This is a genomic window from Bradyrhizobium sp. CB1717, assembly GCF_029714325.1.
Lineage (GTDB): Bacteria > Pseudomonadota > Alphaproteobacteria > Rhizobiales > Xanthobacteraceae > Bradyrhizobium.
The window spans coordinates 9,085,546-9,112,527 of the sequence record NZ_CP121666.1 but is presented as its reverse complement, the minus strand read 5'-3'; the positions used below and the strand labels follow the sequence as shown (position 1 = coordinate 9,112,527).

At 64.7% G+C, this 26,982-nt stretch carries 21 protein-coding genes; 10 read left to right on the top strand and 11 right to left on the bottom strand.

Annotation, left to right across the window (positions count from 1 at the left end; all coding sequences use genetic code 11):
* Nucleotides 1–63: 63 nt before the first annotated feature.
* Nucleotides 64–1,758, top strand: coding sequence for a bifunctional diguanylate cyclase/phosphodiesterase (locus QA649_RS42340; protein ID WP_283022337.1), 1,695 nt, complete (start codon nucleotides 64–66; stop codon nucleotides 1,756–1,758).
* A 146-nt stretch (nucleotides 1,759–1,904) separates the two neighbouring features.
* Here the strand turns inward: QA649_RS42340 and QA649_RS42335 are convergent, their stop codons facing one another.
* A complete protein-coding gene (locus QA649_RS42335; protein WP_283022336.1) occupies nucleotides 1,905–2,273 on the bottom strand; it encodes an antibiotic biosynthesis monooxygenase family protein in 369 nt (122 codons plus the stop codon).
* 97 nt (nucleotides 2,274–2,370) lie between these two features.
* On the opposite strand from QA649_RS42335, the gene QA649_RS42330 reads away from it, so the two are divergent.
* Nucleotides 2,371–2,835, top strand: a complete 465-nt coding sequence (locus QA649_RS42330; RefSeq protein ID WP_283022335.1) for a MarR family winged helix-turn-helix transcriptional regulator — start codon at nucleotides 2,371–2,373, stop codon at nucleotides 2,833–2,835.
* Nucleotides 2,836–2,968: 133 nt separating this feature from the next.
* Here the strand turns inward: QA649_RS42330 and QA649_RS42325 are convergent, their stop codons facing one another.
* The 7 genes from QA649_RS42325 to QA649_RS42295 all read right to left on the bottom strand — a co-directional run bounded on the left by QA649_RS42325 (nucleotide 2,969) and on the right by QA649_RS42295 (nucleotide 12,581).
* The gene (locus QA649_RS42325) at nucleotides 2,969–4,477 is read right to left on the bottom strand and encodes a tripartite tricarboxylate transporter permease (RefSeq protein WP_283022334.1); all 1,509 of its coding nucleotides are present in this window, start codon (nucleotides 4,475–4,477) and stop codon (nucleotides 2,969–2,971) included.
* Between the two features lie 4 nt (nucleotides 4,478–4,481).
* The gene (locus tag QA649_RS42320) at nucleotides 4,482–4,967 is read right to left on the bottom strand and encodes a tripartite tricarboxylate transporter TctB family protein (RefSeq protein ID WP_283022333.1); all 486 of its coding nucleotides are present in this window, start codon (nucleotides 4,965–4,967) and stop codon (nucleotides 4,482–4,484) included.
* 154 nt (nucleotides 4,968–5,121) lie between these two features.
* Complete coding sequence (locus QA649_RS42315; protein ID WP_283022332.1) at nucleotides 5,122–6,096, bottom strand: tripartite tricarboxylate transporter substrate binding protein; 975 nt, start codon at nucleotides 6,094–6,096, stop codon at nucleotides 5,122–5,124.
* A gap of 207 nt (nucleotides 6,097–6,303) precedes the next feature.
* Nucleotides 6,304–9,171 carry a PAS-domain containing protein gene (locus QA649_RS42310; protein WP_283022331.1) on the bottom strand — a complete coding sequence of 956 codons (2,868 nt, stop codon included), beginning with the start codon at nucleotides 9,169–9,171 and terminating at the stop codon, nucleotides 6,304–6,306.
* Nucleotides 9,172–9,377: 206 nt separating this feature from the next.
* Entirely contained in the window at nucleotides 9,378–10,253 is an 876-nt protein-coding gene (locus QA649_RS42305) for an acyl-CoA acyltransferase (protein WP_283022330.1), read from the bottom strand.
* 73 nt (nucleotides 10,254–10,326) lie between these two features.
* Nucleotides 10,327–11,307: an amino acid--[acyl-carrier-protein] ligase gene (locus tag QA649_RS42300; RefSeq protein WP_283022329.1), complete on the bottom strand. Its 981-nt coding sequence runs from the start codon at nucleotides 11,305–11,307 to the stop codon at nucleotides 10,327–10,329.
* A 56-nt stretch (nucleotides 11,308–11,363) separates the two neighbouring features.
* Complete coding sequence (locus QA649_RS42295; protein ID WP_283022328.1) at nucleotides 11,364–12,581, bottom strand: acyl-CoA dehydrogenase family protein; 1,218 nt, start codon at nucleotides 12,579–12,581, stop codon at nucleotides 11,364–11,366.
* Between the two features lie 358 nt (nucleotides 12,582–12,939).
* On the opposite strand from QA649_RS42295, the gene QA649_RS42290 reads away from it, so the two are divergent.
* The 3 genes from QA649_RS42290 to mtnA all read left to right on the top strand — a co-directional run bounded on the left by QA649_RS42290 (nucleotide 12,940) and on the right by mtnA (nucleotide 15,476).
* Entirely contained in the window at nucleotides 12,940–13,212 is a 273-nt protein-coding gene (locus tag QA649_RS42290; protein ID WP_018644380.1) for a phosphopantetheine-binding protein, read from the top strand.
* A 263-nt stretch (nucleotides 13,213–13,475) separates the two neighbouring features.
* Complete coding sequence (locus QA649_RS42285; RefSeq protein WP_283022327.1) at nucleotides 13,476–14,351, top strand: S-methyl-5'-thioadenosine phosphorylase; 876 nt, start codon at nucleotides 13,476–13,478, stop codon at nucleotides 14,349–14,351.
* 18 nt (nucleotides 14,352–14,369) lie between these two features.
* Nucleotides 14,370–15,476, top strand: a complete 1,107-nt coding sequence (mtnA, locus tag QA649_RS42280; protein ID WP_283022326.1) for an S-methyl-5-thioribose-1-phosphate isomerase — start codon at nucleotides 14,370–14,372, stop codon at nucleotides 15,474–15,476.
* 95 nt (nucleotides 15,477–15,571) lie between these two features.
* Here the strand turns inward: mtnA and QA649_RS42275 are convergent, their stop codons facing one another.
* Complete coding sequence (locus QA649_RS42275; protein WP_283022325.1) at nucleotides 15,572–16,207, bottom strand: HAD-IA family hydrolase; 636 nt, start codon at nucleotides 16,205–16,207, stop codon at nucleotides 15,572–15,574.
* 104 nt (nucleotides 16,208–16,311) lie between these two features.
* On the opposite strand from QA649_RS42275, the gene QA649_RS42270 reads away from it, so the two are divergent.
* Complete coding sequence (locus tag QA649_RS42270; protein ID WP_283022324.1) at nucleotides 16,312–17,070, top strand: trypsin-like serine protease; 759 nt, start codon at nucleotides 16,312–16,314, stop codon at nucleotides 17,068–17,070.
* A 125-nt stretch (nucleotides 17,071–17,195) separates the two neighbouring features.
* On the top strand, nucleotides 17,196–18,698 hold the full coding sequence (locus QA649_RS42265; RefSeq protein ID WP_283022323.1) for an NAD(P)/FAD-dependent oxidoreductase: 1,503 nt from the start codon (nucleotides 17,196–17,198) through the stop codon (nucleotides 18,696–18,698).
* A gap of 296 nt (nucleotides 18,699–18,994) precedes the next feature.
* Here QA649_RS42265 and QA649_RS42260 read toward each other — a convergent pair whose 3' ends face one another.
* Together QA649_RS42260 and QA649_RS42255 are read right to left on the bottom strand one after the other, a co-directional pair.
* Nucleotides 18,995–19,921, bottom strand: coding sequence for a response regulator (locus QA649_RS42260; protein WP_283022322.1), 927 nt, complete (start codon nucleotides 19,919–19,921; stop codon nucleotides 18,995–18,997).
* Nucleotides 19,905–23,276, bottom strand: a complete 3,372-nt coding sequence (locus QA649_RS42255; RefSeq protein ID WP_283022321.1) for an ATP-binding protein — start codon at nucleotides 23,274–23,276, stop codon at nucleotides 19,905–19,907. The genes QA649_RS42260 and QA649_RS42255 overlap by 17 nt, the downstream gene beginning before the upstream one ends.
* A 170-nt stretch (nucleotides 23,277–23,446) precedes the next feature.
* Here QA649_RS42255 and urtA point away from each other — a divergent pair, with 170 nt between their 5' ends.
* The 3 genes from urtA to urtC all read left to right on the top strand — a co-directional run bounded on the left by urtA (nucleotide 23,447) and on the right by urtC (nucleotide 26,927).
* Nucleotides 23,447–24,706, top strand: coding sequence for an urea ABC transporter substrate-binding protein (gene urtA / locus QA649_RS42250; RefSeq protein WP_283022320.1), 1,260 nt, complete (start codon nucleotides 23,447–23,449; stop codon nucleotides 24,704–24,706).
* A 133-nt stretch (nucleotides 24,707–24,839) separates the two neighbouring features.
* Nucleotides 24,840–25,766, top strand: a complete 927-nt coding sequence (gene urtB / locus QA649_RS42245; protein WP_283022319.1) for an urea ABC transporter permease subunit UrtB — start codon at nucleotides 24,840–24,842, stop codon at nucleotides 25,764–25,766.
* 18 nt (nucleotides 25,767–25,784) lie between these two features.
* A complete protein-coding gene (urtC, locus tag QA649_RS42240; RefSeq protein ID WP_283022317.1) occupies nucleotides 25,785–26,927 on the top strand; it encodes an urea ABC transporter permease subunit UrtC in 1,143 nt (380 codons plus the stop codon).
* Nucleotides 26,928–26,982: the final 55 nt, after the last annotated feature.

Here is a 26,982-nt window from a genome sequence, read left to right as displayed (position 1 = left end):
AGCCGAATCTGGCTTTATCCTGTGCCGGCTCAGGACTCCCCGCTGTCCCGAAATGAGGCGATTTTGACCCCCGCATTGCCGCAAGCCTCCGACATCCTGGCCGCCCTCGGCCAGGCCGTGTTCGCCTGGGACATCGCCAGCGACGTCATCGTCTGGGGCGAGCAGGTCGGTGCCGTCTTCCCCGGCATCCCCGCGGAGCGGCTCGCGACCGGCGCCGAATTCGCCAAGCTGATCGAGCCGGCGCAGTCGCTGCGGACCGCCGCGCTGGCGCAGACCTCCCCCGTGCACGGTGCCGACGGCACGCCCTACCGCGTCGAGTATGGCGTGCGCATGAGCGCCTCCGATCCCGTGGTCTGGATCGAGGAGACCGGCCGCTGGTTCGCCGGCCCCGATGGCCGGCCCACGCGTGCGATCGGCTCCGTCCGCATCAACAATGAGCGTCACGCCCGCGACGAGGAATTGTCAAAGCTGGCCCGGCTCGATCCGCTGACCGGCGAGCTCAACCGCGCCCATCTGATCGCGGCGCTGGCCGAGGCGATCGAGGAGACGACCCGCTTCCGCTCGACTGCGGCCTTCATGCTCGTCGGCATCGATCACCTCGCCCGCGTCAACGACGCTTTCGGCTTCGACGTCGCCGATGCCGTGATCCTCGACATCGCCAAGCGCATCCGCGCGCGCCTGCGCGGCGGCGATGTGCTCGGGCGCTTCTCCGGCAACAAGTTCGGCCTGATCCTGAAGAACTGCACCATCGACGACATGAACGTCGCCGCCGAGCGTTTCCTCGCCGGCATCCGCGACGAGGTGGTGCCGACGAAATCCGGTCCGGTCTCGGTCACCGCCTCGATCGGCGCGGTGAGCCTACCGCGCTATGCTCGCAACACCGACGAGGCTGTAAACCGCGCCCATGAGACGCTCGACGCCGCCAAGCGCCGGCGGGCCGGCTCGTTTGCGGCGTGGCGTCCGGATGCCACGCGCGATGCGCAGCGCCGCGTCAACATCCGTGTCACCGACGAGATCGTCACGGCGCTGAACGAGCGTCGCATCAAGCTTGCCTATGAGCCTGTCGTGTCGGCTGGCTCGCGCCAGCGCGCATTCCACGAATGCCTGGTGCGGATGGACCAGGGCGACGGCCAGGTCCTGCTCGCGCCCGACATCGTGCCGGTCGCCGAGCGGCTCGGCCTCATCCGCCTGGTCGATCACCGCGTGCTCGAGCTCGTGGTTGCCGAGCTCGCGGCCGCGCCCGATGTCAGTCTCAGCCTCAATATCTCGCCCGACACCACCATGGATCCGGACTGGTGGGCGGGAATCGAGTCGCTGATGCTGGCCCATCCCGGGGTCGCCGAGCGGCTGATCGTCGAGATCACAGAGACGGTCGCGATCCAGGACATCGACGACGTCCGCGGCTTCGTCACGCGGCTGAAGAATTTCGGCAGCCGCATCGCCATCGACGATTTCGGCGCCGGCTACACCTCGTTCCGAAACCTGCGCAAGCTCGGCGTCGACATCGTCAAGATCGACGGCGCCTTCGTGCAGAACATCACGCACTCCGCCGACGACCGCGCCTTCGTCCAGACCCTGATCGACCTCGCCCGCCGCCTCGACATCAAGACCGTCGCCGAATGGGTGCAGGACGAGGAGGCCGCCAACATGCTGCACGACTGGGGCTGCGACTACATCCAGGGCCGGCTCATCGGGCTGGCATCGGCCGAGCGGCCGTGGGGCGTGGCGGCGGAGGATGCGCTGCCTGCGGCAAGCTGAGACATCGTAGGGTGGGCAAAGCGAAGCGTGCCCACGACTTCTGTTGTGGTCGTGGCGAGATGGTGGGCACGGCGCAAGTGCGCCTTTGCCCACCCTACGAGAGCGCGCGTGGGGTCGACCCTCTCCGTTGCCATTGCGAGCGCAGGCTACGCCACACAAATCCCTGCGACCGCGACCTTCTGGAACAGATGCGGACTTGCGACGGCCGACGCGGGGTAGTCCGCGATCTTCGCGCGGAACTCCGGGTGGGTGAACGCCGCACGGAAATGCGCATTGGACTCCCAGACCGCGTAATTGAGATAGGTCGGATTGTCGCCGATCGCACGATGCAACTGGGTCGAGATGAAACCCGGCTGCCGCTTCATGAAAGCGGCATCGTCCTGCCAGCTCGTCAGGAAGGTCTGTTCATCCGCGGCATCGAGCGTGAACAGGTTCACCAGCACCACGGGGCCGGCCTCGAGCGCGACCTGGCGGTCGATCGGGAAAGTTGGGTCGAGCGGACGCATCAGGGGCATGGCATCACTCCGGTTAAGTTGGTATCATCATGTCAATTCGACAGTATGTGACATAGATATTTGACATGATGATGTCAAGATAGGATGATCATTACAAATGACCAGGACCAAGCGGACCGCGGCGGGCGAGGCCCTGACCGGCTTCATTCTCGAGCTGTTCCGGGCCAACGGCCAGCTCCTGACCGCCGGTGATCGGCTGGTCGCCTCGCTCGGCCTCACCAGCGCGCGCTGGCAGATTTTGGGGGCGATCGTCGATGCCGAGCGTCCGGAGCCCGTGGCCTGGCTGGCGCGCAATCTCGGCGCCAACCGCCAGAACGTGCAGCGGATCGTCAACGATCTCGAGCGCGATGGCCTCGTTGCCTTCGAGACCAATCCGCATCACCGCCGGGCCCAGCTCGTCGTGCTCACCAACAAGGGCAGGCAGGTCTTTGACGCCGCCGGCCGCTTGCAGGCCCCTTGGGTCAACGGCCTGGCGGAAGGTCTGTCAGTGAGGGAGATCGAGACGGCTCATCGCGTGATTGGCGCGCTGCGCGATCGGCTGGAAGGAAGCGGCGAGGGGTGACTGGGCCGCTCCTCTTGCGCCGTAGGGTGGGCAAAGCGAAAGCGTGCCCACCATAGAGAGATGGTGGGGACGGCGCATCCGCGCCTTTGCCCACCCTGCGAAGTTTGAGCGGAGCAGCGAGGGGCGCGGCGCCTCACGCCCCTTCATCCAGCGCCACCAGCTCGCGCTTCTTGCGCAGCGCGGGCATCAGCGGCGCGATCAGCAGCACCAGCGCCAGCGTCAGGCACGCCGCCGAGATCGGCCGCTGCACAAAAGTCCAGAGATCGCCCTGCGACAGGATCAGCGACTTGCGCAGATTGTTCTCCAGCATCGGCCCGAGCACGAAGGCGAGCACCAGCGGTGCCGGCTCGTAGCCGAGCTTGCGCATGAAATAGCCGATGATACCGAACGCGATCATCACATAGACGTCGAACACGTTGTTGCTCGAGCAATAGACGCCGAGGATCGTGAACAGGATGATCAGGGGGAACAGGATGTTGTAGGGCAGCTTCAAAAGCTGCACCCACATGCCGATCATCGGCAGATTGAGGATCAGCAGCATGACGTTGCCGATATACATGCTGGCGACGATGCCCCAGAACAGGCCGGGGTTTTGCGTGATCAGCAGCGGGCCCGGTTGCAGGCCGTGGATGACGAAGGCCCCGAGCAGCAGCGCCATCACCACGTTCGGCGGAATGCCGAGTGTCATCAGCGGAATGAACGCACCGCCGGCCGCCGCGTTGTTCGCAGACTCCGGTCCCGCAACGCCCTCGATCGCGCCATGGCCAAAGCGCTCCGGCGTTTTCGACAGACGCTTCTCGAGCGCATAGGACGCAAACGAAGCCACCACCGCGCCGCCGCCCGGCAGAATGCCGAGCAGGAAGCCGAGCAGCGTGCCGCGCGCCACGGGGCCGGCGCTCGCCTGCCAGTCCTCCTTGTTGGGCAGGAGCTGGGTGATCTTGGCGTTGATGATGTCGCGCTTGATCGCCTGCTCGGTGTTGAGCAGCACCTCGGCGACGCCGAACAAGCCCATGACCACGGGCACGAGGCCGATGCCGTCGATCAGCTCCATGCGGCCGAAGGTGAGGCGCGGCTGCGCGGTGATGCTGTCGAGCCCGATCAGCCCGAGCACCACGCCGATGCAGGCCATCAGCAGCGCCTTCGGCATCGAGCCCTGCGTGAGGAAGGTGAGCACGACGAGGCCAAGCACCATCAGGCTGAAATACTCGGCCGGGCCGAATGCGATCGCGATGCTGGCAAGCTTTGGGGCCACCAGCATCAGGGCGACCAGCGCGAACGTGCCGGCGATGAAAGAGCCGAAGGCGGAGATACCGAGCGCAGGACCGGCGCGGCCCTGCTTGGCCATCTGGTGGCCGTCGATGCAGGTGACGACGGAGGCCGCCTCGCCGGGGATGTTGACCAGGATCGAGGTGGTCGAGCCGCCATACATCGAGCCGTAGTAGATGCCGGCCATCATGATGATGCCGGATTCCGGCGTGCCCGAGAGCGTCACGGGCAGCAGCAGCGACATCGCCGAGATCGGCCCGATGCCCGGCAGCACCCCGACCAGCGTGCCGATGAAGACCCCGATGAAGCAGTAGAGCAGGTTGATCCCGGTCAGCGCGACGCCGAACCCATGCGCGACATTGGCGAGCGTGTCCATGCGGTCAACCGATCCCGAACAGGCCAGAGGGCAGCTGGATCAACAGCAGGCGCTTGAGCACCCACCACATCCCTGATGGCACCAGCACGGCGATCGGGATCGCCAGCGTCCAGCGCACCGGGTCGATCAGCCGCAACAGCAGCAGCATCAGCGGGATCGACGACAGCAGGAATCCCAGCGGCTCGAGCGCGAAGGAGAATGCGGTGAGGCAGGCGATGACGAGCAGCGGCTTGCTCCAGCGCACGTTCTCCCAGCGCGAGGCCAGCGTCGGCCCGCCCTCGGTGATCGCCGAGACGATGATGGAGCCTGCGAACACGCACATCAGGATGCCCGTGTAGAACAGCACATAGCCGGAGCCGGGATCGTTGATGGTGCCGAGCTTGAGCTTCAGCCCCGACCAGATCACGAAGCCGCCGAGCCCGAGCCCGATCAGCCCGCCCCAGAGCTCGGAGTTGTTGAGGCGGAGTTTGACGTTGGTTTGGTTGTTCATTCGCTTTCCTCTCGTGCCCCGGACGCAGCGCAGCGCAAAGCGGTGCGCTGCGGAGCCGGGGCCCATGAGTGTGGACGAAAAGGTGGGTCCCGGCTCTGCGGTGCATCGCTGAAGAAGCGCTGCACCGCGTCCGGGACAAGGAAGCAGTTCAGCCCTACTTCTTCGCCAGCCCGAGCGTATCGATCACCTTGCGCTCGGACTCCGTGACCTCGACGACGAACTTCTTGTAGTCCTCGGTGTTCTTATAGTTCGGCACCATGTCGTATTTGGCGAGCGTGGCGATCACTGCGGGATCCTCGACCGCCTTCTTGAAGGCGTCGTGAAGCTTGGCGACGATTTTGGGATCCATGCCCTTCGGCCCCGCGATGCCGAACGGCGAATCATAGACCATAGGATAGCCGAGCTCCTTCAGCGTCGGCACATCAGGGTAGTTCGGCGACCGCGCGCCGGTCCATACCATCAGCAGCTTCAGCTTGCCGGCATCGACCAGCGGCCGCCACCCCGTGGAATCGGCTTGCAGCATCGTGTGCTGGCCGAGCACGGCCGCGTTGGTCTCCGCGCCGCCCTTGAATGGCACCTGCGTCAGCTTGATGCCGGACATCGCCGCGATCTGCTCCATGCCGATATGCAGCGAGGTGCCGGTGCCCGGCGTCGCATAGGTCACCTTGCCCGGATTGGCCTTGGCGAAGTCGACGACATCCTTCCAGGACTTGAACTGCGACTCGGCGCTGGTGGTCACGCCAAAGGTGTAGCCGGTGAGATGGATGATATAGGTGAAGTCCTTCGCCGGATCCCATGACACCTCCTGCATCAGGGGCAGGCGGAACACGGTGATCGGAATCTGCGAGATGGTGTAGCCGTCCGGTTTCGCGGCCGCGGCCATGGTCGCCGGGCCCACCGTGCCGCCGCCGCCGGCCTTGTTGTCGATCACGATCGGCTGCCCCAACACCTTCGAGGCGCTGTCGGCGATCGCGCGCATCGAGATGTCGGTCGAGCCACCGGCCGGCCATGGCACGATCAGCGTGACCGGTTTGGTGGGATAGTCCTGCGCGCCGGCGGCGGTCGCGAGCAATGCGCCCACAACATGCATGGCGGCAAAGGCAATCGTCTTCAGCCCGTATCGCGACATCGAAACACCTCCCTCGCAGCGGTCTCGGTGGACCGCCGTTTCTCATTGTTATGACGGGATTGTCCCCGAAATCATGGGAGAAGAAAAGCGCATTGAGCGGATCGCCGGCAGGGGCGAGGACGCACCCGCTCGCGGAAACGAGACGTGCGACAATTGGTCGTTTTGAGGCGTGCCGAGAGGCGGAATTTGAGGAAGGCCCTGAAGCTCCTACGCCACGCGCCGCACTGCGTTCAGCGTCTCGATGGTGCGGCCGACCTCGGCGGCCGGGCACGGCTTGCCGAAATAATAGCCCTGCACCGCGGTGCAGCCGCATTCGCGCACGAAGTCGAGTTGCTCCTCGGTCTCCACGCCCTCTGCCGTGGTCTCGACGCCGAGTACGGAGCCGAGGCTGGCGATGGTGCGGACGATGGCAACGCTCTCCGGGCTTTCACCGAGCGTGCCGACGAAAGAGCGGTCGATCTTGATGCGGTCGAACGGAAACTTGCGCAAATAGCTGAGCGAGGAATAGCCGACGCCGAAATCGTCGAGGCTGACGCGCACTCCCAATGCGCGGAGCTGATGCAGGATCTCGATCGTCGCCTCGCTGTCGTCGAGCAGCGCGGTCTCGGTGACCTCGAGCTCGAGGCGTTGCGGCGGCAGCCCGGCTTCCGCGAGCACACTCGTGACCATCGTCGCCAGCCCGCGCGAGCGGAATTGCACCGGTGACAGGTTCACCGCGACGGTGACGTCGGGCCAGGACGCTGCAGTGGCACAGGCCGTGCGCAGCACCCATTCGCCGATCGGAACGATCAGCCCGTTCTCCTCAGCGATCGGGATGAACTCGGCGGGCGAGACCAGGCCGCGCGAGGGATGTTTCCAGCGCAGCAGCGCCTCGAAGCCGGTGAGCTCGGTCGAATCCAGCCGCATCTGCGGCTGGAACACCAGATGGAACTGGTTGGACTCCAGTGCGCCGCGCAGATCGTGCTCCAGCGCGTGCCGGCTGCGCGCCTCTTCCTCCATCTCGGGCTCGAACAGCTGGTAGGCGCCGCGCCCCTTGGCCTTGGCCTGGTACAGCGCAAGGTCGGCGCATTTCATCAGCTCGTCGGCGTCCAAGCCGTGATCGGGCGCGATCGCGATGCCGACGGAGACGCCGACATGGATCGCCTGGCTTTCCAGCTGCGGCGGGTGGCCGATGATCTCGACCAGGCGGCGGGCGAGCTGTTCGGCCGATTCCGGCTGCGGGCCGCGCTGGAGCACGGCGAACTCGTCGCCGCCGAGCCGCGCGACGGTATCGTGCTCGCCGACATTCTCCTTCAGGCGGGCCGCGACCCAGCGCAACAACCGGTCGCCGGCGGCATGGCCGAGACGGTCGTTGACGGTCTTGAAATTATCGAGATCGAAGCACAGCACCGCCATTGCGCCGCCGGCAATCGCGACGTGGTTCAATCCCTCGCCCATCTTCTCGCGGAACAGGGTGCGGTTTGGCAAGTCAGTCAGGGAGTCGTGCCGCGCCATATGCGCCACGCGGGCCTGGGCCTTGTGGCGCTCGGTGACGTCCTCATAGGTGACCACCCAGCCGCCATGCTCCATCCGCTTGTGATTGAGCTTGATGATGCGGCCGTCGCTCAAATGGCGGTGCAGCGTGTGCTCGCCCTCGCGCAGCCGCTCGACATAATCGGCATAGAGCTTGGCGCCGGACATGTTCGGATGGATGCCGAGAGCGCAACTGTGCTCCATGATCTCACGCATCGAGACGCCCGGCTTCACCATGTCGGGCGAGAGGCCATACATCTCGATATAGCGACGGTTGCAGACGATCACGCGCAGGCTCGAATCGAGCATGCACAGGCCCTGGCTCATGTTGTTCAGGGCCGCATCGAAGCGCCGATACTGCTCGCTCAGCTCCTCGACCGCGTGCTCGCGCTCGGTGATGTCCTCATAGGTGGCGACGAAGCCGCCTTCGGCCAGCGCGCAATAGCGGACCGAGATCACGGTGTCGTTCGACATGCGCCGGCGCGTCGGCGAGGAATCGCGGTTCGCGATCCGCGCGCGGGCGGCTTCCAGGATCTGTTGGGGGGTGTATTCCGAGGCGAACGCGCCGTTCGCCATCGATCGCTCGATCAGCTCGCCGAGATGCGTGCCGGGCCTCGTCTCCTCCGGCGAGAGCAGGTAGATCTTGCGGTAGGTGGTGTTGCAGACGCGCAGGCGCATGTCGCTGTCGTAGAAGGCGAGCCCGTGCGCCATGTTCTCCAGCGCCGCGTCGAGAATGAAGTTCTGCCGCCGCAGCGTCTCCTCGTATTGCAGCCGTTCGGTGACGTCTTCGTGCACCGTCACCCAGCCGCCGTCGGGGAGGAAGCGGGAGACCGCCTGCACCATCCGTCCGTCGTAGCGCATCACCAGCAGGGTCTTCGCCTTCCTGGCGCGCACGTCCTCGAGCCTGGTGTTGTGGAATTCCTCCGCCGGCATGCCCGCCACGTTGCCGCGCGCGAGCCAGTGGTCGATGGCCGTACCGTGCGCGACGCCGGGTTTTACGATGTCGGGGTCGAGATTGTAGAGCTTCAGGAAGCGCTCGTTGCACAGGACGACGCGGCTGTCGGCGTCATACATGATGAGGCCGTGCGACATGTTGGCGAGCGCGTGCTGGCTGCGTTCGGTCTGCACGTGCAATTCCGCCTCGAGCCGGGACAGGCGGCTGACGTCGTCGCAGATCGTCATCCAGCCGCCGCCCGGAAGTGGCTTCAGCTCGAGGGACATGACGAGGCCGCTCGCCAGCCGCTGCTCGGTCCGGAACGGCTTGCCGCCTGCGATCTGCGCGATCCGCGCCGAATACAGCGCGTCGAGCTCGCTCTCCGGGAAGTTGCCGCGGCTCGCACTGTGCGCGAGCACCTCGCGGTAGCTCGTGCCGATGCGCACGATTTCGGCCGACAGGTCGAATAGCGAGAGATAGCGCTGGTTGACCAGCACGATCCTGTTGTCGGCATCGTAAACGCAGACGCCTTGCTCCATGCGATCGAGCGCAAGCTGGCTCAGCGCGACCAGGGCCTCCGGGCCCTGCTCGCGGCGTGCACCAAGCTCGTTGTCGCGGGTCGACGTCATGGGGTCGGCATGATCTCGGCGGGCAATAGACTTAACGCAACGTAATTCCGCTGCCGAGGGTAGCGAAGAGGCGGGAAAATTCCCTTAAGCGCAGTAGTTTACGGAGGGTGACTCGCGATGGAGAGACTTTGCTTGGTCCGCGAGAGTGCGGAGGCGCTTGCAAGCCAGAGTTGGCCGAGCGCGCAACAATTTCCGCCGCGGCGCCCCTACGGCCCGTAAAGCACGAGCTCCGTATCCGTGAGGTCGGCGAGCTGCGGCCGGTGCGGGCCTTTGAAATATTTGCGGCCGCGCCGTTCGGTGTAGATGCCGGCGAGACCGGGAATCGGGCCGTTGGCATCGACCGCCACCGAGATCTTGCCGAGCCGCAGCAGCAGCCGGCCGATGCGGCCGGCGCATTCGGCGTATTCGGCGGCGCTGCGGCAGTAGATCAGCTTCATCGCGGGCGGCGCGATGAAGCCGCGGCGGATGCGCACCGGTTGCAGGATGAAAGGAAACGTTCCCTTTGGCGTGCGGCAGACGATGCTGAGGCAATTGTAACGCGCATGCCGCGTCAGGAGCTCGGTCTCGTCCTGGGAAAGCCCGTCGATCGCCTTGGCGTGCTGGGAGATCACCTCGATCTTGCTCCAGCGCGGGGCGCGCGCCAGCGCCGGCACCGAGAAGAAGATGCCGCGGCAGTAATTGCGAAAACCCTGGGCCTCGATGATCGGCCAGGTCCACGGCGCCGGGCTGATGTTGAGATAGGTGACGTCCTTGTGCCGCTGCGCGACCTTGGTCAGGAACGGAGCGTAGTTGCGGTAGGCCGGATCGACATACCAGCTCGACAGATTGCACTGGATGGCGGTCTCTTCGCCGTGGTTTCGCGTCGTGTAGATCAGCAGCAGCACGCCGACGGGCTCGCCGTCATTGTCGAGCATGTAGCCGAAGCGCGGGTAGCCTTCCGGCACGGGCCGGAAGGCCTGCCGGCGCAGGCCCTGCATCCAGTATTCGCGTGAGCGGCCGACGAAGCCGCGCGTCAGCAAGTCCGCGATCTTCTCGACGTCGGACTCGGTGATCTCGCGGCAACGGACCTTGGTATGGATCACGCTCGTCTTGCCCGTGGAAATGGTCGGCCTCGTTTGGTCTATCGTTTCAGCATGATCTTTTCGGGATCATGCTCTAGCGCCAGCCTTCGCCATGGGCTTCTGCCGCGGCTTGCGGCTGCAGGCCCAGCATGTCCCGCACCTTGGCGGGCCAGGCTGACAGATCGGTGCCGTGGGTGTGGAACATGGCGACGGCCAGGCGGTCCATGCCGAAGGCGACGCAGCCGGTATGGGCCGGCTCGCCATTGGCGTCCTGGATGCCCCAGGTCGTGCCGAAATGCTCGCGGTGATAGTTGAAGCTCATGCAGGCGGTCGGCTGCTCCTCCGAGCGCAGCGGGATCAGAAGCTCGAACTTGAGCTGCTGCTGCTTCTGGCTCACCGCCTTCATCTGGCCGACGCGGCCAAAGAAGGGATCGCTGGCATAGTCGACGCGGAAGGTCAGGCCGAGATCGGTCGCGATTTTCTGCGCGCGCACCATCCAGCGCTCGCGGAAATCGGCGACGTCGTCGGGCGTGCCGATGCAGACATATTCGCGCATGCGGAACGATTGCAGCCGGTCGAGGTGTTTCGACGGCTCGCGGCGGAAGCAGTCGGCGGCGACGTCGAAGCGCAGGCCGCCCTTCGGCAACTGGCCCCGGCTCGCCGCGATCGGATAGACGGGATAGCAGGCGGCCGGCGACAGCACGAGATCGCCCGGGGACAGTGACGTGGTCCAGTCGCCGCCGGCATCGAAGCGGCTCACCGCCGCGTTGATCTCGCGCTCGGTGCCATGCAGGCCGCAGACGCAGCCGAGGAGGTTCGGGAAGCTCTTGAGATAACCTGACTTCTCCAGCTGGGCGCGGCTCATCACCGGCGGGAAGCGCAAGGCTTCGGTGCCGGCTTCGCGGTGGCTGGTGATCAGGGCGGCGAGCCGTTCGACGATGCCCTCATAGAGCGCGGTGCGGGCGTAGACGCCGTCCGAGCCCATGCGGTGGAACAGTTTGTCGGCGAGATGATCGAGTGGATCAACGATCTCAGGCGCGGTTTCCGGCGAATTGGGGAGGACGGCAATGTTCATGGGTCGATGTCCTGCTATCTCGAAATTGTTCTTGTTGATCTGGTCGGGAAGGCACGTCAGTCATGAAGGCTCGATGGCACGCCGCTCATCAGCGTCGAGGTCGCGGCGTTGGCCAGAATGCGGTCGTTGTTGATCATGATCGGCGACGACAGCACGTCGCGCAGATGACGGCCCATGGTGAACTCGCCGTCGTTGCGGTAGCCGGAAAGGCCCGCGGTGCGCATCGCATGCATCACGGTCTCGACCGCGAGCTCGGAGGCCTGCACCTTCAGCAGCGTGATCGAGGACTGGAAGTCGAGCGAGCCGAGCGCGCGTTCGTCATGCTCGGCACGGGAGAAGGCGTCGATGTTGGTCGAAATCAGCGCGCGCAGTTTTGCGAGCGACATCTTCGCGGCGGTGAAATGCGCAGCCGCCGGCGGCATCTGCCCGCCGGACGCGCGGGCCGCCTTGCGGACGAAGGCCTGCGCGCGCGTCACCGCGGCTGCCGCAATGCCGGCCCAGGCCGAGGACCAGCACAGATGCGCGAAGGGCGTCATGGTCTGGGCGTGGATCTTGTCGTAGGCTTCCGGGAAGACGCGGTCGGCGGGACAATCGACCTTCAGCTCGAAACCGGTCGAGCAGGTGCCGCGCATGCCGAGTGTTTCCCAGCCCTGCGTCTGCTTCAGCGAATAATCGTCCTTGGCGAGCGCCAGCAGGACCTGGTCGGAGGCGGCGGCGTCGGTGGCGCGGCGGGCGATGGTGACGAGGCCGTCGGCCTCGGCGCCGTAGGAGATCACGGTGGCGTCGCGCACCAGCGAGACGGTGTCGCCGGCGTGGTCGACGGCGGCGGCGCTGGCGCGGATGTTGCCACCGTTCTGGCCTTCGGTGGTGGAGGAGGCGAGCAGCCACTGGTCGCGGGCGACCCGGCGCATCATGGTTTCCATCCAGGGGATGCCGTGGCCGTGCCTGACGACGCAGGCGACCTTGGTCGTGTGCATCGCGTAGATCATTGCGGTCGAGGCGCAGGAACGCCCGAGCGTGTAGCAAACGTCGGTGACGTCATGGATCGAAGCGCCGAAGCCGCCGAACTCGACCGGGATCATGACGCCGAGCAGCTTCTGCTCGCGCGCGACGTCGAAGGCCTTATGCGGGAAGCGGGCGTCGCGATCGACCCCGTCTGCATCGGCCGCGGCCGCTACGGCGGTCCGGGCGGCGCGCTCGATCAGGGAGGGTCCCTGCTCGAGGAAGCTAGCTTCCGTTTCGTCGACAGTGAGAACAGCTTCACGCACGTTCATACTCGTCCGCCTCCGGTTTGCCGTTCAGGATCGCCGGCATCATTCGCGATGCGTGTAAACGATCCTCCGGCCATCTTTGCTTGTGAGACGAGGCTACGGATTTAATTCAAATTCGTCGATGAAATAGAGGGTAAACGATCTCCAATTCCGAATGGACAGTTAAGGTCCGGTTTTTCGCACCTCCCGGATTTCCGCGATCGCGTTAGTGAACTGGAAGAGGCCTGAACTTCAGACAATCTGAGTCATCGTTTACTAAGAAACGCGAAGTAATGGTGACGCCCATTGCGGGATCGGCCGTCCCTGCCCATCGTACCCGGCAGTCCGGCCCGACCTTTCATAGACAGATGGGAATTTATCGATGCAGGCCTTCGAACCCGAATTGCGCAATCGCATCATCAAGCTGGTGAAGGGCATCCTCGCGCAGAACGCGCTGTCCGCCGACGTCGCCCCGTCAGCCAAGCTCGTCGACGTCGGCCTGACCTCGATGGACATGGTCAATCTCATGCTCGGCGTCGAAGCCGAATTCGACTTCACCATCCCGCAGTCCGAGATCACGCCGGAGAATTTCCAGTCGGTCGAGACGCTGGAGCGCATGGTCGCGACACAGCTGCGGCTCGCGACTGCGGCTTGACCATTCTCCGGGGTCGTCCTGGCGAAAGCCAGGACCCATTACCCCAGGGAGAAGTTTGGCGAAGATCGGTCGTTCGGGATTGACATAGCGCCTCATCGATAGACCTCGCGGTATGGGTCCTGGCCTTCGCCAGGACGACACCGAGTGAGTGGCAAGCGCCTGCGCTCACAGCCACGCCATCCCCCACCACCCCCGTTCCAAAACCGCCGCAAAACTGGCATAGCTTTAACCATGTCGCACGTGGCGAACGGGGTGGAGCGGGTATGACGCAGGCGGTATTGGGCATCATTGGTGGCTCCGGCATTTACGACCTGCCGGGTCTCGAGGGCGCGCGCGAAGAGGTGATCGAGAGCCCCTGGGGCGAGCCGTCGGCGCCTTTAAGGCGCGGCTCCATTGCCGGCCTGCCGATCGTGTTCCTGCCGCGGCACGACAAGGGCCACCGTCTGTCGCCCTCCGACATCAACTATCGCGCCAATATCGACGTCCTCAAACGGGCCGGTGTCACCGACCTGATCTCGCTGTCCGCCTGCGGCTCTTTCAAGGAGGAACTGCCGCCCGGCACCTTCGTCCTCATCGACCAGTTCGTCGATCGCACCCACAAGCGCGAGAGCTCGTTCTTCGGTCGCGGCTGCGTCGCGCATGTGTCGATGGCGCACCCGGTCTCGCCGCGGCTGCGCATCCATCTTGCCGCGGCCGCCGAAGCGGAGGGCATCGCGATCGCGCGCGGCGGCACCTATGTCTGCATGGAAGGGCCGCAATTCTCCACCTATGCGGAGAGCATGACCTACAAGACGCTGGGCTATTCGGTGATCGGCATGACCAACATGCCTGAAGCAAAACTCGCGCGCGAGGCGGAGATTTGCTACGCTACCGTCGCGATGGTGACGGATTTCGATTGCTGGCATCCCGATCACGATGCCGTCACCGTGCAAGACATCATCCGCGTGCTGAACTCGAATGCCGACAAGGCCAAGGCGCTGGTGGCGCGGCTGGCAAAGGATTTCCCGCGCGAGCACGAGCCGTGCCCGATCGGTTCGGACCGCGCGCTCGACACCGCGCTGATCACGGCGCCAGAGGCGCGCGATCCCGAGCTCCTGAAGAAGCTCGACGCGGTGGCCGGGCGCATCCTGCGGGCGTGATACGAAAGGTAGAATGCCATGAAGGTCGACGGCAAGCATTTCCGTAGCATCTGGCGCGAGCGCGACGGCTGGTCGGTCGGCGCGATCGACCAGCGCCGGCTGCCGCATGAATTCATCATCGCGCGCCTGACATCGTGCGAGGACGCGGCCGTCGCGATCCGCGACATGCTGGTGCGCGGCGCGCCACTGATCGGTGCGACCGCCGCCTATGGCATGGCGCTCGCGATGCGCGAGGACGCCTCAGATGCTGGCCTGAAGCGCGCCTACGACACGCTGGTCGTTGCGCGGCCGACCGCGATCAATCTGAAATGGGCGCTCGACGAGATGCGCACGGCGCTCGCGCCGATCGATCCGGTCGAGCGGGCGGAAGCCGCCTATGCCCGCGCCGATGAGATCGTCGAGCAGGACGTCGAGATCAACCGCGGCATTGCCGGCAACGGTCTTGCGCTGATCGAGGCGATTGCGGCGAAGAAGCCGGGTGAAGTGGTCAACGTGCTGACCCATTGCAACGCCGGCTGGCTCGCCACCGTCGACTGGGGCACTGCGACCGCGCCGATCTATCTCGCGCATGAGCGCGGCCTCAAGATCCATGTCTGGGTCGACGAGACGCGGCCGCGCAACCAGGGCGCCTCGCTCACCGCCTGGGAGCTCGGCCATCACGGCGTGCCGCATACGGTGATTCCGGACAATACCGGCGGGCACCTGATGCAGCACGGCATGGTCGATCTCGCCATCGTCGGCACCGACCGCGTCGCCGCCAACGGCGATGTCTGCAACAAGATCGGCACGTATCTCAAGGCGCTCGCCGCGCATGACAACGGCGTGCCGTTCTACGTCGCGCTGCCGTCGCCGACGATCGACTTTGCGGTGAGTGACGGTATCCGCGACATCCCGATCGAGCAGCGCAGCGGTGTGGAGGTCACCGACATGACCGGCCGCACCGCCGATGGAAGGCTGGAGACGGTGCGGATCGTGCCTGAGGGCTCACCGGTCGCGAACTACGCCTTCGATGTGACGCCGGCGCGTCTCGTCACCGGTCTCATTACCGAACGCGGTGTGCTTAAGCCCGACAGTGCCGCGCTGGCCGCGGCGTTTCCGGAGCGCATCGCCGCCGCGGCGGAGTAGGCTCTCGTAGGGTGGGCAAAGGCGCGGAAGCGCTGTGCCCACCATCTGCTTGTGGTGGGCACGCTCCGCTTTGCCCACCCTACGGCATTTGCGAACTAGCTCAGCTTCAACCCCGTCGCCTTCTCGAGATCCGCGATGGCCTGCGCGCCACTCGTCACCTTGATCGTGGTCATGCCCATCTCGCGCGCCGGCTTCAGGTTGACGCCGAGATCGTCGAGATAGACGCAGTTCCTCGGATCGACCTTCAGCGTCTCGACCATCAGCCGGTAGATGCGCGGGTCGGGCTTGCGCAGGCCGATCTTGGCGGATTCGATGACGTGATCGAACAGCACCATCACCTCGGCGATGTAGAGCGAGCGTCCGGTCATGCTGCCGATGGCGTTGGCCGGCAGATTGTTGGTGATGCAGCCCGTCTTGAACTGCGCCTTGATGCGCTTCAAGGCTTCGACCATCTCGGGGCGCAGGTCGCCCTGGAGCAGCGGCAGCACGTCGCGTCCGCGGACCTGGGCGCCGAGTGCGAGCGATTCCTCGGCGAACAAGCGATCGAATGTCTCGATATCGACCTCGGCGCGCTCGAATTTGGCCCAGGCATTTTCGAGATGGTTGGCGGCATTGGTGCGCCGGATGATGTCGGCGGGCAGGCCGCGCTCGGTCTCGAACCGCGTGAACGCCTCGAACGGCGAGCTCGTCAGCACGCCGCCAAAATCAAAGATCACCGCCTCGATCGCCACGATCCTGCCCTCGTCAATTCCTTTCCAAGAGGGCTAGCATGCGCTATCGGCAAGGGCCAGCCCGAAGCAATCCGCCGCCGTCATCGATGCCGAAGCGTGTTCCCATGAAGAAGCTTGCCACGTTCGTCGCAGCCTCGCTGCTGCTCGCAACACCCGCCCGCGCCATCGTCGGCGGCGGCACGCCGCAGGCCGATGGCGTCGCGCGCGCCGTCGTCACCATCGTCGGCTCGCGCGGCAATTTCTGCACCGGCACCTTGATCGCGCCAAAACTCGTGCTGACGGTCGCCCACTGTGTGCAGCCTGGCGCCGACTACAAGATCGTCGATCGCAGCGCCGACGGCGCGCCGCAATTGCTGAACGTCCGCACCGTCGCGATCCATCCGAACTTCAACATGCAGGCGATGCAGGCGCATCGCGCCACCGCTGACGTGGCGCTGCTGCAACTGGAAATTCCACTGAAGGGAAAATCGACGGTGCCGATCGGCATGCCGACGATTCCGATTCAGGTCGGCAGTCGCTTCGTCATCGCCGGTATCGGCGTCACCGTGCGCGGTGACGGCAAGAGCGGCGGGGTGACGCGTGTTGCCGGCCTCGTTGCCACCGGTCAGCCCGGCACGCTCCAAATCCGGCTGGTCGATCCCGTAACCAACGGAGTTCGCGACGGAATCGGCGCCTGTACCGGCGATTCCGGCGGTCCTGTGTTCGAGGACAAGCCGAGTGGCTCGATGCTCGTCGGGCTCATCAGCTGGTCGACGGGACCGAACGGCGCCGCCGGCTGCGGCGGCCTGACCGGTGTCACGCCGCTCACGCTCTATCGCGACTGGATTTTGCAGACCGCGCGGAGCTGGGGTGCGGCGTTGTAGTTTGACCGCGACTTGATCTATGTCATTTTGAAGCGGAAGCGCGATGGGCGACCATGCCCGTCGCGGAGGAAACGCGTCGTCCGGTCAAGGACGGCCACAAAAACAAGCAAGGCATAGAAGCAACAATGAATGTCGCTGTTCGCAGTCACGCTACCACCAAGCAGGCCTCAGAGCATTTCGACGTGCTGATCGTCGGCGCCGGCATCTCCGGCATCGGCAGCGCCTATCATATCGAAAAGCAGCTGCCGGGTACGAGCTATCTCATCCTGGAAACACAGGCGACGTTCGGCGGCACCTGGAGCACGCATCGCTATCCCGGCATCCGCTCGGACAGCGATCTCCACACCTTCGGCTACAGCTTCAAGCCCTGGGTCGGGCCGCCCATCGCGACCGCCGAGGAGATTCTCTCCTACATGAAGGAGGTGATCGACGACAACGATATCGCCCGCCACATTCGCTACAAGCACCAGATCAATTCCGCGAGCTGGTCGAGCGAGCAGAATCTCTGGACCATCGAGGCGACGACCACCGATACGGGCGAGGCAAAGACCTTCACTGCAAACTTCCTCTGGATGTGCCAGGGCTATTATCGCCATTCCGAAGGCTACACGCCGGAATGGAAGGGCATGGACCGCTTCAAGGGCCGCATCGTCCATCCGCAGACCTGGCCGGATGATATCGATCTCGCGGGCAAGAAAGTCGTCGTGATCGGCTCCGGTGCGACCGCAGCGACGCTGGTGCCGAACATCGCGGACAGTTGCGCACATGTCACCATGCTGCAGCGTTCGCCGACTTATTTCCGCCTCGGCCGCAACGCCATCGAGATCGCCGAGGAGCTGCGCCGGCTTCAGGTCGAGGAGACCTGGATTCACGAGATCGTCCGCCGCAAGATTCTGTTCGAGCAGGACGCGTTCACGAAGCTCTGTCTGGCCAAGCCCGAGCAGGTGAAGAAGGAGCTGATCGGCCAGATCAGTGCGGTGCTCGGTCCCGACTACGACGTCGAGACGCATTTCACGCCATCCTATCGGCCGTGGCGGCAGCGCATCGCCTTCGTGCCGGATGCCGACCTGTTCAAGGGCATCGCCAGCGGCAAGGCCTCGGTCGTCACCGACGAGATCGAATGCTTCGTCGAGAACGGCATCCAGCTCAAATCGGGCAAGCTGCTGGAAGCGGACGTCATCGTCACCGCGACCGGCTTCAATCTCTCGGCACTCGGCGACATCGCCTTCGAGATCGACGGCAAGCCGCTCGCCTTCGGCGACACCGTCACCTATCGCGGCATGATGTTCACGGGCGTGCCGAACTTGGTCTGGGTGTTCGGCTATTTCCGTGCCAGCTGGACGCTGCGCGTCGATCTCGTCGCCGATTTCGTCTGCCGCCTGCTCGGCCACATGAAGGCCAAGGGCAAGAAGAAGGTCGAGGTGAGCTTGCGGCCCGAAGACCACAACATGCCGATCCTGCCCTGGATCGATCCTGAGAACTTCAATCCGGGCTACATCATGCGCAACATGAACTTGCTGCCCAAGCGCGGCGACAAGCCGGAATGGCAGCACAGCCAGGACTACTGGACCGAAAAGGACGAGATTCCGAAGACGGACCTGGATGACAAGGCGTTTGTTTATGGGTGAGGGCGTCATTCGTGTGAGGGGCGGTGGACGGCGTTACACACGCCGCTGTCGTCCCGGTCTTCGCCGGGACGACAGCGAATGAGTCGCGACGCTATTCGTCCAACCAAGATGTCGTCCTGGCGAAAGCCAGGACCCATTACCCCAAGCAGTGGTCGTGACGCGAGCTGGTAACCACGAGTCTTCGTCAAACCACTCCCTGGGGCAATGGGTCCTGGATCTGCGCTCAGCTTCGCTGCGCTTGTCCAGGACGACACTATTGGCTGGGCTGGCGGAACCTCAACTCACTCGCAGCATCGCTACGAATTCCTCCGCGTCGCATTCGCGGCAATCGCCGCGGCCGCCGTGCGGTTCTCCACGCCGAGCTTGGAGTAGATCTGCTCCAGATGCTTGTCGACCGTGCGCGGGCTGAGGCCCAAGATCTGCGCGATGTCGCGGTTGGTCTTGCCCTTGCTGAGCCAGGCCAGCACTTCGCCTTCGCGGGTGGTGAGGCCGAGCTCGCTGGTGAATTCTGGCGGCAGCGCGGTGCCGGCCTCCTTGGACAGCCGCAGCAGGAATTCGTTCGGCGCGGTCTCGCCCATGTAATAGAAACGGAGCTGCGGATTGTCGGGCAGGGACGCGGCTTGCGATTTCGCGCTGCCCTTGCCCTTGGCCTGCTCCAGCCATTGCAGCAGTGATGGCGGCAGAACGAAGTCGTCGGCCTGCGCACCGTGATGATCGGCCAGCAGCTTCTGGGCCTGCGGGGTCGCCCAGAGCAAATTGCCCTGCCGGTTGACCGCGAACAGGAAGCGGCCGGAGACGTCCAGAGCAGTGCGCGCGCTCTGGGTCAGCCTTGCGTTGCCGAGATGGACGCGGATACGCGCCAGCATCTCCTCGATCACGATCGGCTTGGTCACGTAGTCGACGCCGCCGGCGTCCAGCCCGCGCACGATATGCTCGGTTTCGGCAAGGCCCGTCATGAAGATGACGGGGACATTGGCAAGGCCCGCATCGCGCTTGAGGCGGCGGCAGGTCTCGAACCCGTCGATGCCGGGCATCACGGCATCGAGCAGCACGATGTCGGGCGTGATCTGGTCGACGATCCGCATCGCCGCCGCGCCGTCGAGCGCCACCATGACCGTCATGCCGGCGCCGTCCAGCGCATCGGTGAGCAGCCGCAGCGTCTCGGGAGAATCGTCCACAACGAGCGCGACGTCGCGCTTCTTTGGTTCAATGCTCATAAGCATGCAACGTCTTCAATGTGGCCATGTACTGGTCGAGATCGAAGCGATCGACCAGCGACCGCATCTGCGCAACGAAGTCGGCATGCTCTGGATGCTCGCTGCCGATCTCGTCCAGCTTGAGCTGGATGCCCTTGACGTAGCCGATCTGGCCGAGCCCGATCAACGCCTCGATGTGCCGCACCGGTGGCCGTGAGCCGCTCTCGGGCCGCCAGAACGGCGCCGCGATCTCGTCCGAGCCGTACTGCCATTCGATCTTGAGAAGCTGGCGGATCGTCTCCAGCAGCCGCGGGATGTCGATCGGCTTCATCAGATAGCCGTCATGGAAGGGCTGCGCCAGCGGGGTGCCGTGGGCCTCCAGCGCACTCGCCGAGACCATCAGGATGCGCGCCTGGTGATGACCGCTGGCGCGCAAGGCTTCCGCGACGGCCCAGCCGTCCATGGCCGGCATGGAGATGTCGAGCAGGAACAGATCGGGCCGGCAATGCTGCGCGAGCGCCAGGCAGCCCGCGCCGTCGGGCGCGCTGAGCAGGATGAAGCCGAGCGGTGTCAGCACCTCGCGCAAGAGGTCGCGATGCACGGGATCGTCGTCGGTGATCAGGATCGTCTTGCGCGCGCCATGATAGCCGGAGACGGGCGCCTCCACCGGCGCGATGCGCTGGGGATTGGTGACCTCCGACAGCAGGATCTTGACCTTGAACGTTGAGCCGCTGCCGACCGTGCTCGTGACCTTGATGTCGCCGCCCATGACGCCGGCCAGCAGCCGGCTGATGGTCAGACCGAGGCCGGTTCCGGTCTGCGGCTGTGCCACGCCGAGCGCGCCGCGTTCGAAGGGCGCAAAGATGCGCTCGAGATCGTCGCCCTGGATGCCGGGGCCGGTGTCGATCACCTCGAACTCGGCAACGGGGCTGCGATAGTGCACGACGAACTGCACGCTGCCGGTCTGTGTGAATTTGATGGCGTTGGAGAGCAAATTGATCAGCACCTGGCGCAGCCGCTTCTCGTCGGCATAGACCACGACCGGCAGATGCGCGGGACGCCTGAACACGAAGTCGATGCCCTTGGCGGCGGCCTGGAGACGGAACATGCCGACGAGCTGATCCAGGAATTCGCTCAGGCGCACCTCGTCGCGCGACAGGTACAGCCGCCCCGCCTCGATCTTGGAGATGTCCAGAATGCCGTCGATCAGCCCGGAGAGGTGATCGGCGCTGCGGCGGACGACGCGGACCTGGTCGCGGGGCTTGGTGTTCAGCGTCGCGTCCTGCTCCAGCAGCTGCGCATAGCCGCTGATCGCGTTCAGCGGCGAGCGCAGCTCGTGGCTGAGGCCGACGACATAGCGGCTCTTGGCGAGGTTGGCGGATTCGGCGACCTCCTTGGCGCGCTGCAGCTCGGCGTCGGTGCGCTTGTGGGCGTCGATTTCCTGGATCAGCAGCGTGGTCTGCCGCCGCGTCTCGGCCTCGGCGGCGCGGCGGCTCTGCTGCGCCAGCACGAACAGCCAGGCCACAACACCGATGATGATGCTGAGCGAGAAGAACACCTTCCACAGCACGTTGGAGACCAGCATGTTCTCGCCATGCACGCTCGCCGAGGTCTGCAGATAAATCAGCCCCAGCACCAGCGCGACGAGACCCGCCGAGACCACGAAGACGCCGACGTAATGGCCGAACTGCGAGTTGATCCGCTCATAGATCGGCCGCGGCAGGATCTTGCCGAGCGCCTCGGAGAACTGCACCTGGGCGCGCCCATGCGGCTTGCAGAGGTCGTGGCAGCGGGCGTCGAGCGAGCAGCATAGCGAACAGATCGGGCCGGCATAGGCCGGGCAGGAGGTGGTGTCTTCGGGCTCGAAGCTATGCTCGCAGATGCAGCACTGGATCGCCTCGATATTGGCCCAGCTCCGCTTTGGCTTGCGCGCGATGTAGAATTTCCCGTCCGTCAGCCAGGCGATCACAGGCGCGGTGACGAAGGCGACCGTCAGCGCGACGAAGGCGGCCAGCGCCTTCATGGTCGGGCCGAACAGGCCGTAGAACGCCGCGATCGAGACGATGATCGCGAGCGTCATGGCGCCGACGCCAACTGGATTGATGTCGTAGAGATGCGCGCGCTTGAACTCCATCTGCGGCGGACGCAGGCCGAGCGGCTTGTTGACCACGAGATCGGCCACCAGCGCACCGACCCAGGCGATCGCGACGTTGGAGTAGAGCGCCAGCGTCTGCTCCAGCGCCTTGTAGACGCCGATCTCCATCAGCAGCAGCGCCACCATCACGTTGAACACCAGCCAGACCACGCGGCCGGGATGGCTATGGGTCAGGCGCGAGAAGAAGTTCGACCACGCGATCGAGCCGGCATAGGCGTTGGTGACGTTGATCTTGATCTGCGACAGGACCACGAAGATGCCGGTCAGGGCCAGCGCGAGGTCCGGCTCGGACAGCACGTATCGAAACGCCACGAGATACATATGCGCGGGCTCGGCGGCCTCTTCGGGCGGCACGCCGTGGCTCAGTGCAAAGAAGGCCAGGAACGAGCCCGCGAGGAGCTTCAGCGCGCCGAGCACGATCCAGCCCGGCCCCGCGCTCATCAGCGCGATCCACCACGAGGCCTTGGAGGCGCGGCGGTCGCGCGGCAGGAACCTGAGGAAGTCTACCTGCTCGCCGATCTGCGCCACCAGCGAGAACACCACCGAGGAGGCCACGCCGAACAGCAGCAGATCGAATTGCCCGCTGAGGTCGCCGTGCTCACCGGAGAATTTGCGCCATTCCGTGAAGGAGTGGGGATTGGCCCAGGCGATCGCGACGAAGGGCAGGATGTGCAGGACGACCCAGACCGGCTGCGTCCAGAGCTGGAAGCGGCTGATCAGCGTGATGCCGTAGGTCACGAGCGGGATGATCGCCACCGCGCTGATGAGATAGCCGATCGGGCGCGGAATCCCCAAGCACATCTCCAGCGCGGTCGCCAGGATCACCGCCTCGACCGCGAAGAAGATGAAGGTGAAGGAGGCGTAGATCAGCGACGTCACGGTCGAGCCGATATAGCCGAAGCCGGCACCGCGGGTCAGGAGGTCGATGTCGATGCCGCATTTGGCGGCATGATAGGCAATCGGCACGCCGCAGCAGAAGATGATGGCGGAGACGACGAGGATCGCGGCCGCGGCGTTGGTGACGCCGTAGTTCAGGGTGATGGTGCCGCCGATCGCTTCGAGCACCAGGAAAGAGATCGCGCCGATCGCGGTGTTGGCGACGCGGGCGGCGGACCATCGCCGCGCGCTCTTAGCGGTGAAGCGCAGCGCGTAGTCTTCCAGCGTCTGGTTGGCAACCCATTGGTTGTACTGGCGCCTGACGCGGTCTATTCGCTGCCGCCCTGCCACTCTTTACCCCACTCCCGATACGGACCCGGAGCCCTCGCAAATCCCGTACCAAAAGCCTACGTCGGTATTTTGCGGTGCAGTATACGCGATCTTGCGTATGCTTGCGCTGCACAAATTCGAGCCATCCTCACGGCACCAATCGCGTGTCCTCGAACAAAAGTGGGGTGCTCATGTCAGACGAAGCAAACAAGGGCCTGTTGTCGCCGCTCCGGCGTAAACTATTGATGGGAATGGCGGCCGTGCCGGCCATCACGATGCTGCCGCGGGCGTCTTTCGCGCAGGCCCCGGCGACCTCGGCGGTCAACACCACGGGCCTCGCCGTCACCGACACCGAGGTCACGGTCGGCATCCTGCATTCGGCCACCGGCACCATGGCCATTTCCGAGACCGGCTCGATCGAAGCCGAGAAGCTCGCCATCGAGCAGATCAACGCCATGGGCGGCGTGCTCGGCCGCAAGATCAAGTTCATCCAGGAAGACGGCGCCAGCGACTGGCCGACCTTCGCCGAAAAGGCCAAGAAGCTGCTGGTCAACGACAAGGTCGCGGCGATCATGGGCTGCTGGACCTCGGCCTCCCGCAAGGCGGTGCTGCCGGTCATGGAGCAGTACAACGGCATGCTCTACTACCCGACCTTCTATGAAGGTCTCGAGCAGTCCAAGAACGTGATCTACACCGGCCAGGAAGCGACCCAGCAGATCCTCGCCGGCCTGAACTGGATCGCCAAGGAGAAGGGCGCCAAGAGCTTCTTCTTCATCGGCTCCGACTACATCTGGCCGCGCACCTCGAACAAGATCGCGCGCAAGCACGTCGAGAACGTGCTGAAGGGCAAGGTCGTCGGCGAGGAGTACTACGCGCTCGGCTCGACCCAGTTCAACTCGGTCATCAACAAGATCAAGCTGACCAAGCCCGACGTGATCTTTACCGACGTCGTCGGCGGCTCCAACGTCGCCTTCTACAAGCAGCTCAAGGCCGCCGGCATCGACCTCGCCAAGCAGCCGCTGCTGACGATCTCGGTGACTGAAGACGAGATCGACGGCATCGGCGGCGAGAATATCGCGGGCGCCTATGCTTGCATGAAGTACTTCCAGTCGCTCGACAATCCCAACAACAAGGCCTTCGTGCCCGCGTTCAAGAAGGCGTGGGGCGAGAAGACCGTGATCGGAGACGTCACCCAGGCTGCCTATCTCGGCCCGTGGCTGTGGAAGTTGACGGTCGAGAAGGCCGGCTCCTTCGACGTCGACAAGATCGCTGCGGCTTCGCCGGGCGTCGAGTTCAAGGGCGCGCCGGAAGGCTATGTGCGCATCCACGAGAACCATCACCTCTGGTCGAAGACCCGGGTGGGCCGCGCCAAGCTCGATGGCCAGTTCGAGCTGATCTACGAGACCGCCGATCTCGTCGAGCCTGATCCGTTCCCGAAGGGCTACCAGTAAGAGACGCGGCGTTCGTCGCCGTTTCCCCTCAAGGCAAAACCGCTCCCTGGCGTGGATCGCAAGTCCATGCCCAAGACCCCCGCGTCGCGACCCAGGTCGCGACGCGGGGCCCTTTCCCCGACGGAGGACATCGATGTTCGGCGACTACTCGCTTGGTGACCTTGGCTCCATCTTCGTCATGCAGGGCTTTGCAGGACTGATCCTGTTCTCGGTCTACGTCCTGATGGCGCTCGGTCTTGCGATCATCTTCGGCCAGATGGGCGTCATCAACATGGCCCATGGCGAGTTCATGATCCTCGGGGCCTACGTCACCTGGATGACCTCCAACCTGTTCCAGAGCTACATGCCGAGCCTGTTCGGCGGCTACTTCTTCCTCGCGATGATCCTGGCCTTCGTCTCATCCGGTGCGCTGGGAATGCTGGTGGAATGGGTGCTGATACGGCATCTCTACAAGCGCCCGCTCGATACGCTGCTTGCGACCTGGGGCCTCAGCCTGATGCTGCAGCAGGCCTATCGCTCGGTGTTCGGGGCGCGCGAGGTCGGCGTCGAGCTGCCGCAATGGATGCTCGGTTCGCTGCATGTTACCGACAGCATCGAAGTGCCGATCAACGGCGTCTTCGTGATGTGCCTCACCGTCCTGATCACCGTCGGTGTCGCCTATGTGATGTACAAATCGCGCTGGGGCCGCCAGGTGCGCGCCGTGGTGCAGAACCGCATCATGGCCGGCGCGGTCGGCATCAACACTGAAAAGGTCGATCGCTATACCTATGGCCTCGGCTGCGGCATCGCCGGCATTGCCGGCAGCGCCTTCACCATGATCGGCTCGACCGGACCGACCTCCGGACAGCTCTACATTGTCGACACGTTCCTGGTGGTCGTGTTCGGCGGCGCCGCCAGCCTGCTCGGCACCATCGCCTCGGCCTTCTCGATCTCGCAGACGCAATCCACCCTCGAGTTCTTCATGTCGGGCTCGATGGCCAAGGTGCTGACGCTGCTCGCCGTTGTCGGAATCCTGATGCTGCGGCCGCAGGGGCTGTTCGCCCTCAAGGTCCGCAAGTGAGAAAATGGGGCTGATGTTATGACCGACAATCGGTTCTTCAATCGATCGGAGCTGATCGGAATTCTGGTGCTCGCGGTCTTCCTCGTGGTGGTGCTGCCACTCACGCTGGATGTGTTCAGGCTCAACCTCGTCGCAAAATATCTCACCTATGCCTTCGTCGCGCTGGGCCTCGTGATCTGCTGGGGCTATGGCGGCATCCTGAGCCTCGGGCAGGGCGTGTTTTTCGGGCTCGGCGGTTACTGCATGGCGATGTTCCTCAAGCTCGAGGCCTCGAGCGTGGAGAACACCAAGATCCAGTCGACCCCCGGCATCCCCGACTTCATGGACTGGAATCAGATCACGGCGCTGCCGTTCTTCTGGAAGCCGTTCAACAGCCTCACCTTCACCATCGCCGCCATCATCCTCGTGCCCGGCATCTTTGCCTGGATCATCGGCACCGCGATGTTCAAGCGCCGCGTCGGCGGCACTTACTTCGCCATCATCACCCAGGCGGTCGCGGCCATCCTGACGATCCTGATCGTGGGCCAGCAGGGCTACACCGGCGGCATCAACGGCATGACCGACCTGCGCACGCTGAAGGGATGGGACATAAGGCCGGACCACGCCAAGATCGTGCTGTACTTCTTCGAGGTCGGCTGCCTGTTCGCCTGCATCATGATCGCGCAGTTCGTCCGCCACTCCAAGCTCGGGCGCATCCTGGTCGCGATGCGGGAGAAGGAGGACCGCGTCCGCTTCTCCGGCTACAGCGTCGCGAACTTCAAGATCTTCGCCTTCTGCATCGCCGCCGTGTTCGCCGCGATCGGCGGCGCCATGTTCGCGCTCAATGTCGGCTTCATGTCGCCGTCCTTCGTCGGCATCGTGCCGTCGATCGAGATGGTGATCTACACCGCGGTCGGCGGCCGGCTGTCGATCTTGGGTGCGATCTACGGCACGCTGCTGGTCAATTTCGCCAAGACAAGCCTGTCGGAAACCTTCCCCGAATTGTGGCTGTTCGGCCTCGGCGGCCTGTTCATCGCCGTGGTGCTGGCCTTCCCGAACGGTCTTGCCGGAATCTGGGGCGACTACGTGCAGCCGCGCATCGATCGCCTGATCGCCTCGCGCAAATCGAAACCCGAAGGCTGGACCGACAGCTCGGTCGCCGACGGCGCCCCGGCGGAGTGAGGAGATCATCATGCTCGTAGGTCACCACGATGCCGATGCCACGTTGGCAGTGAGG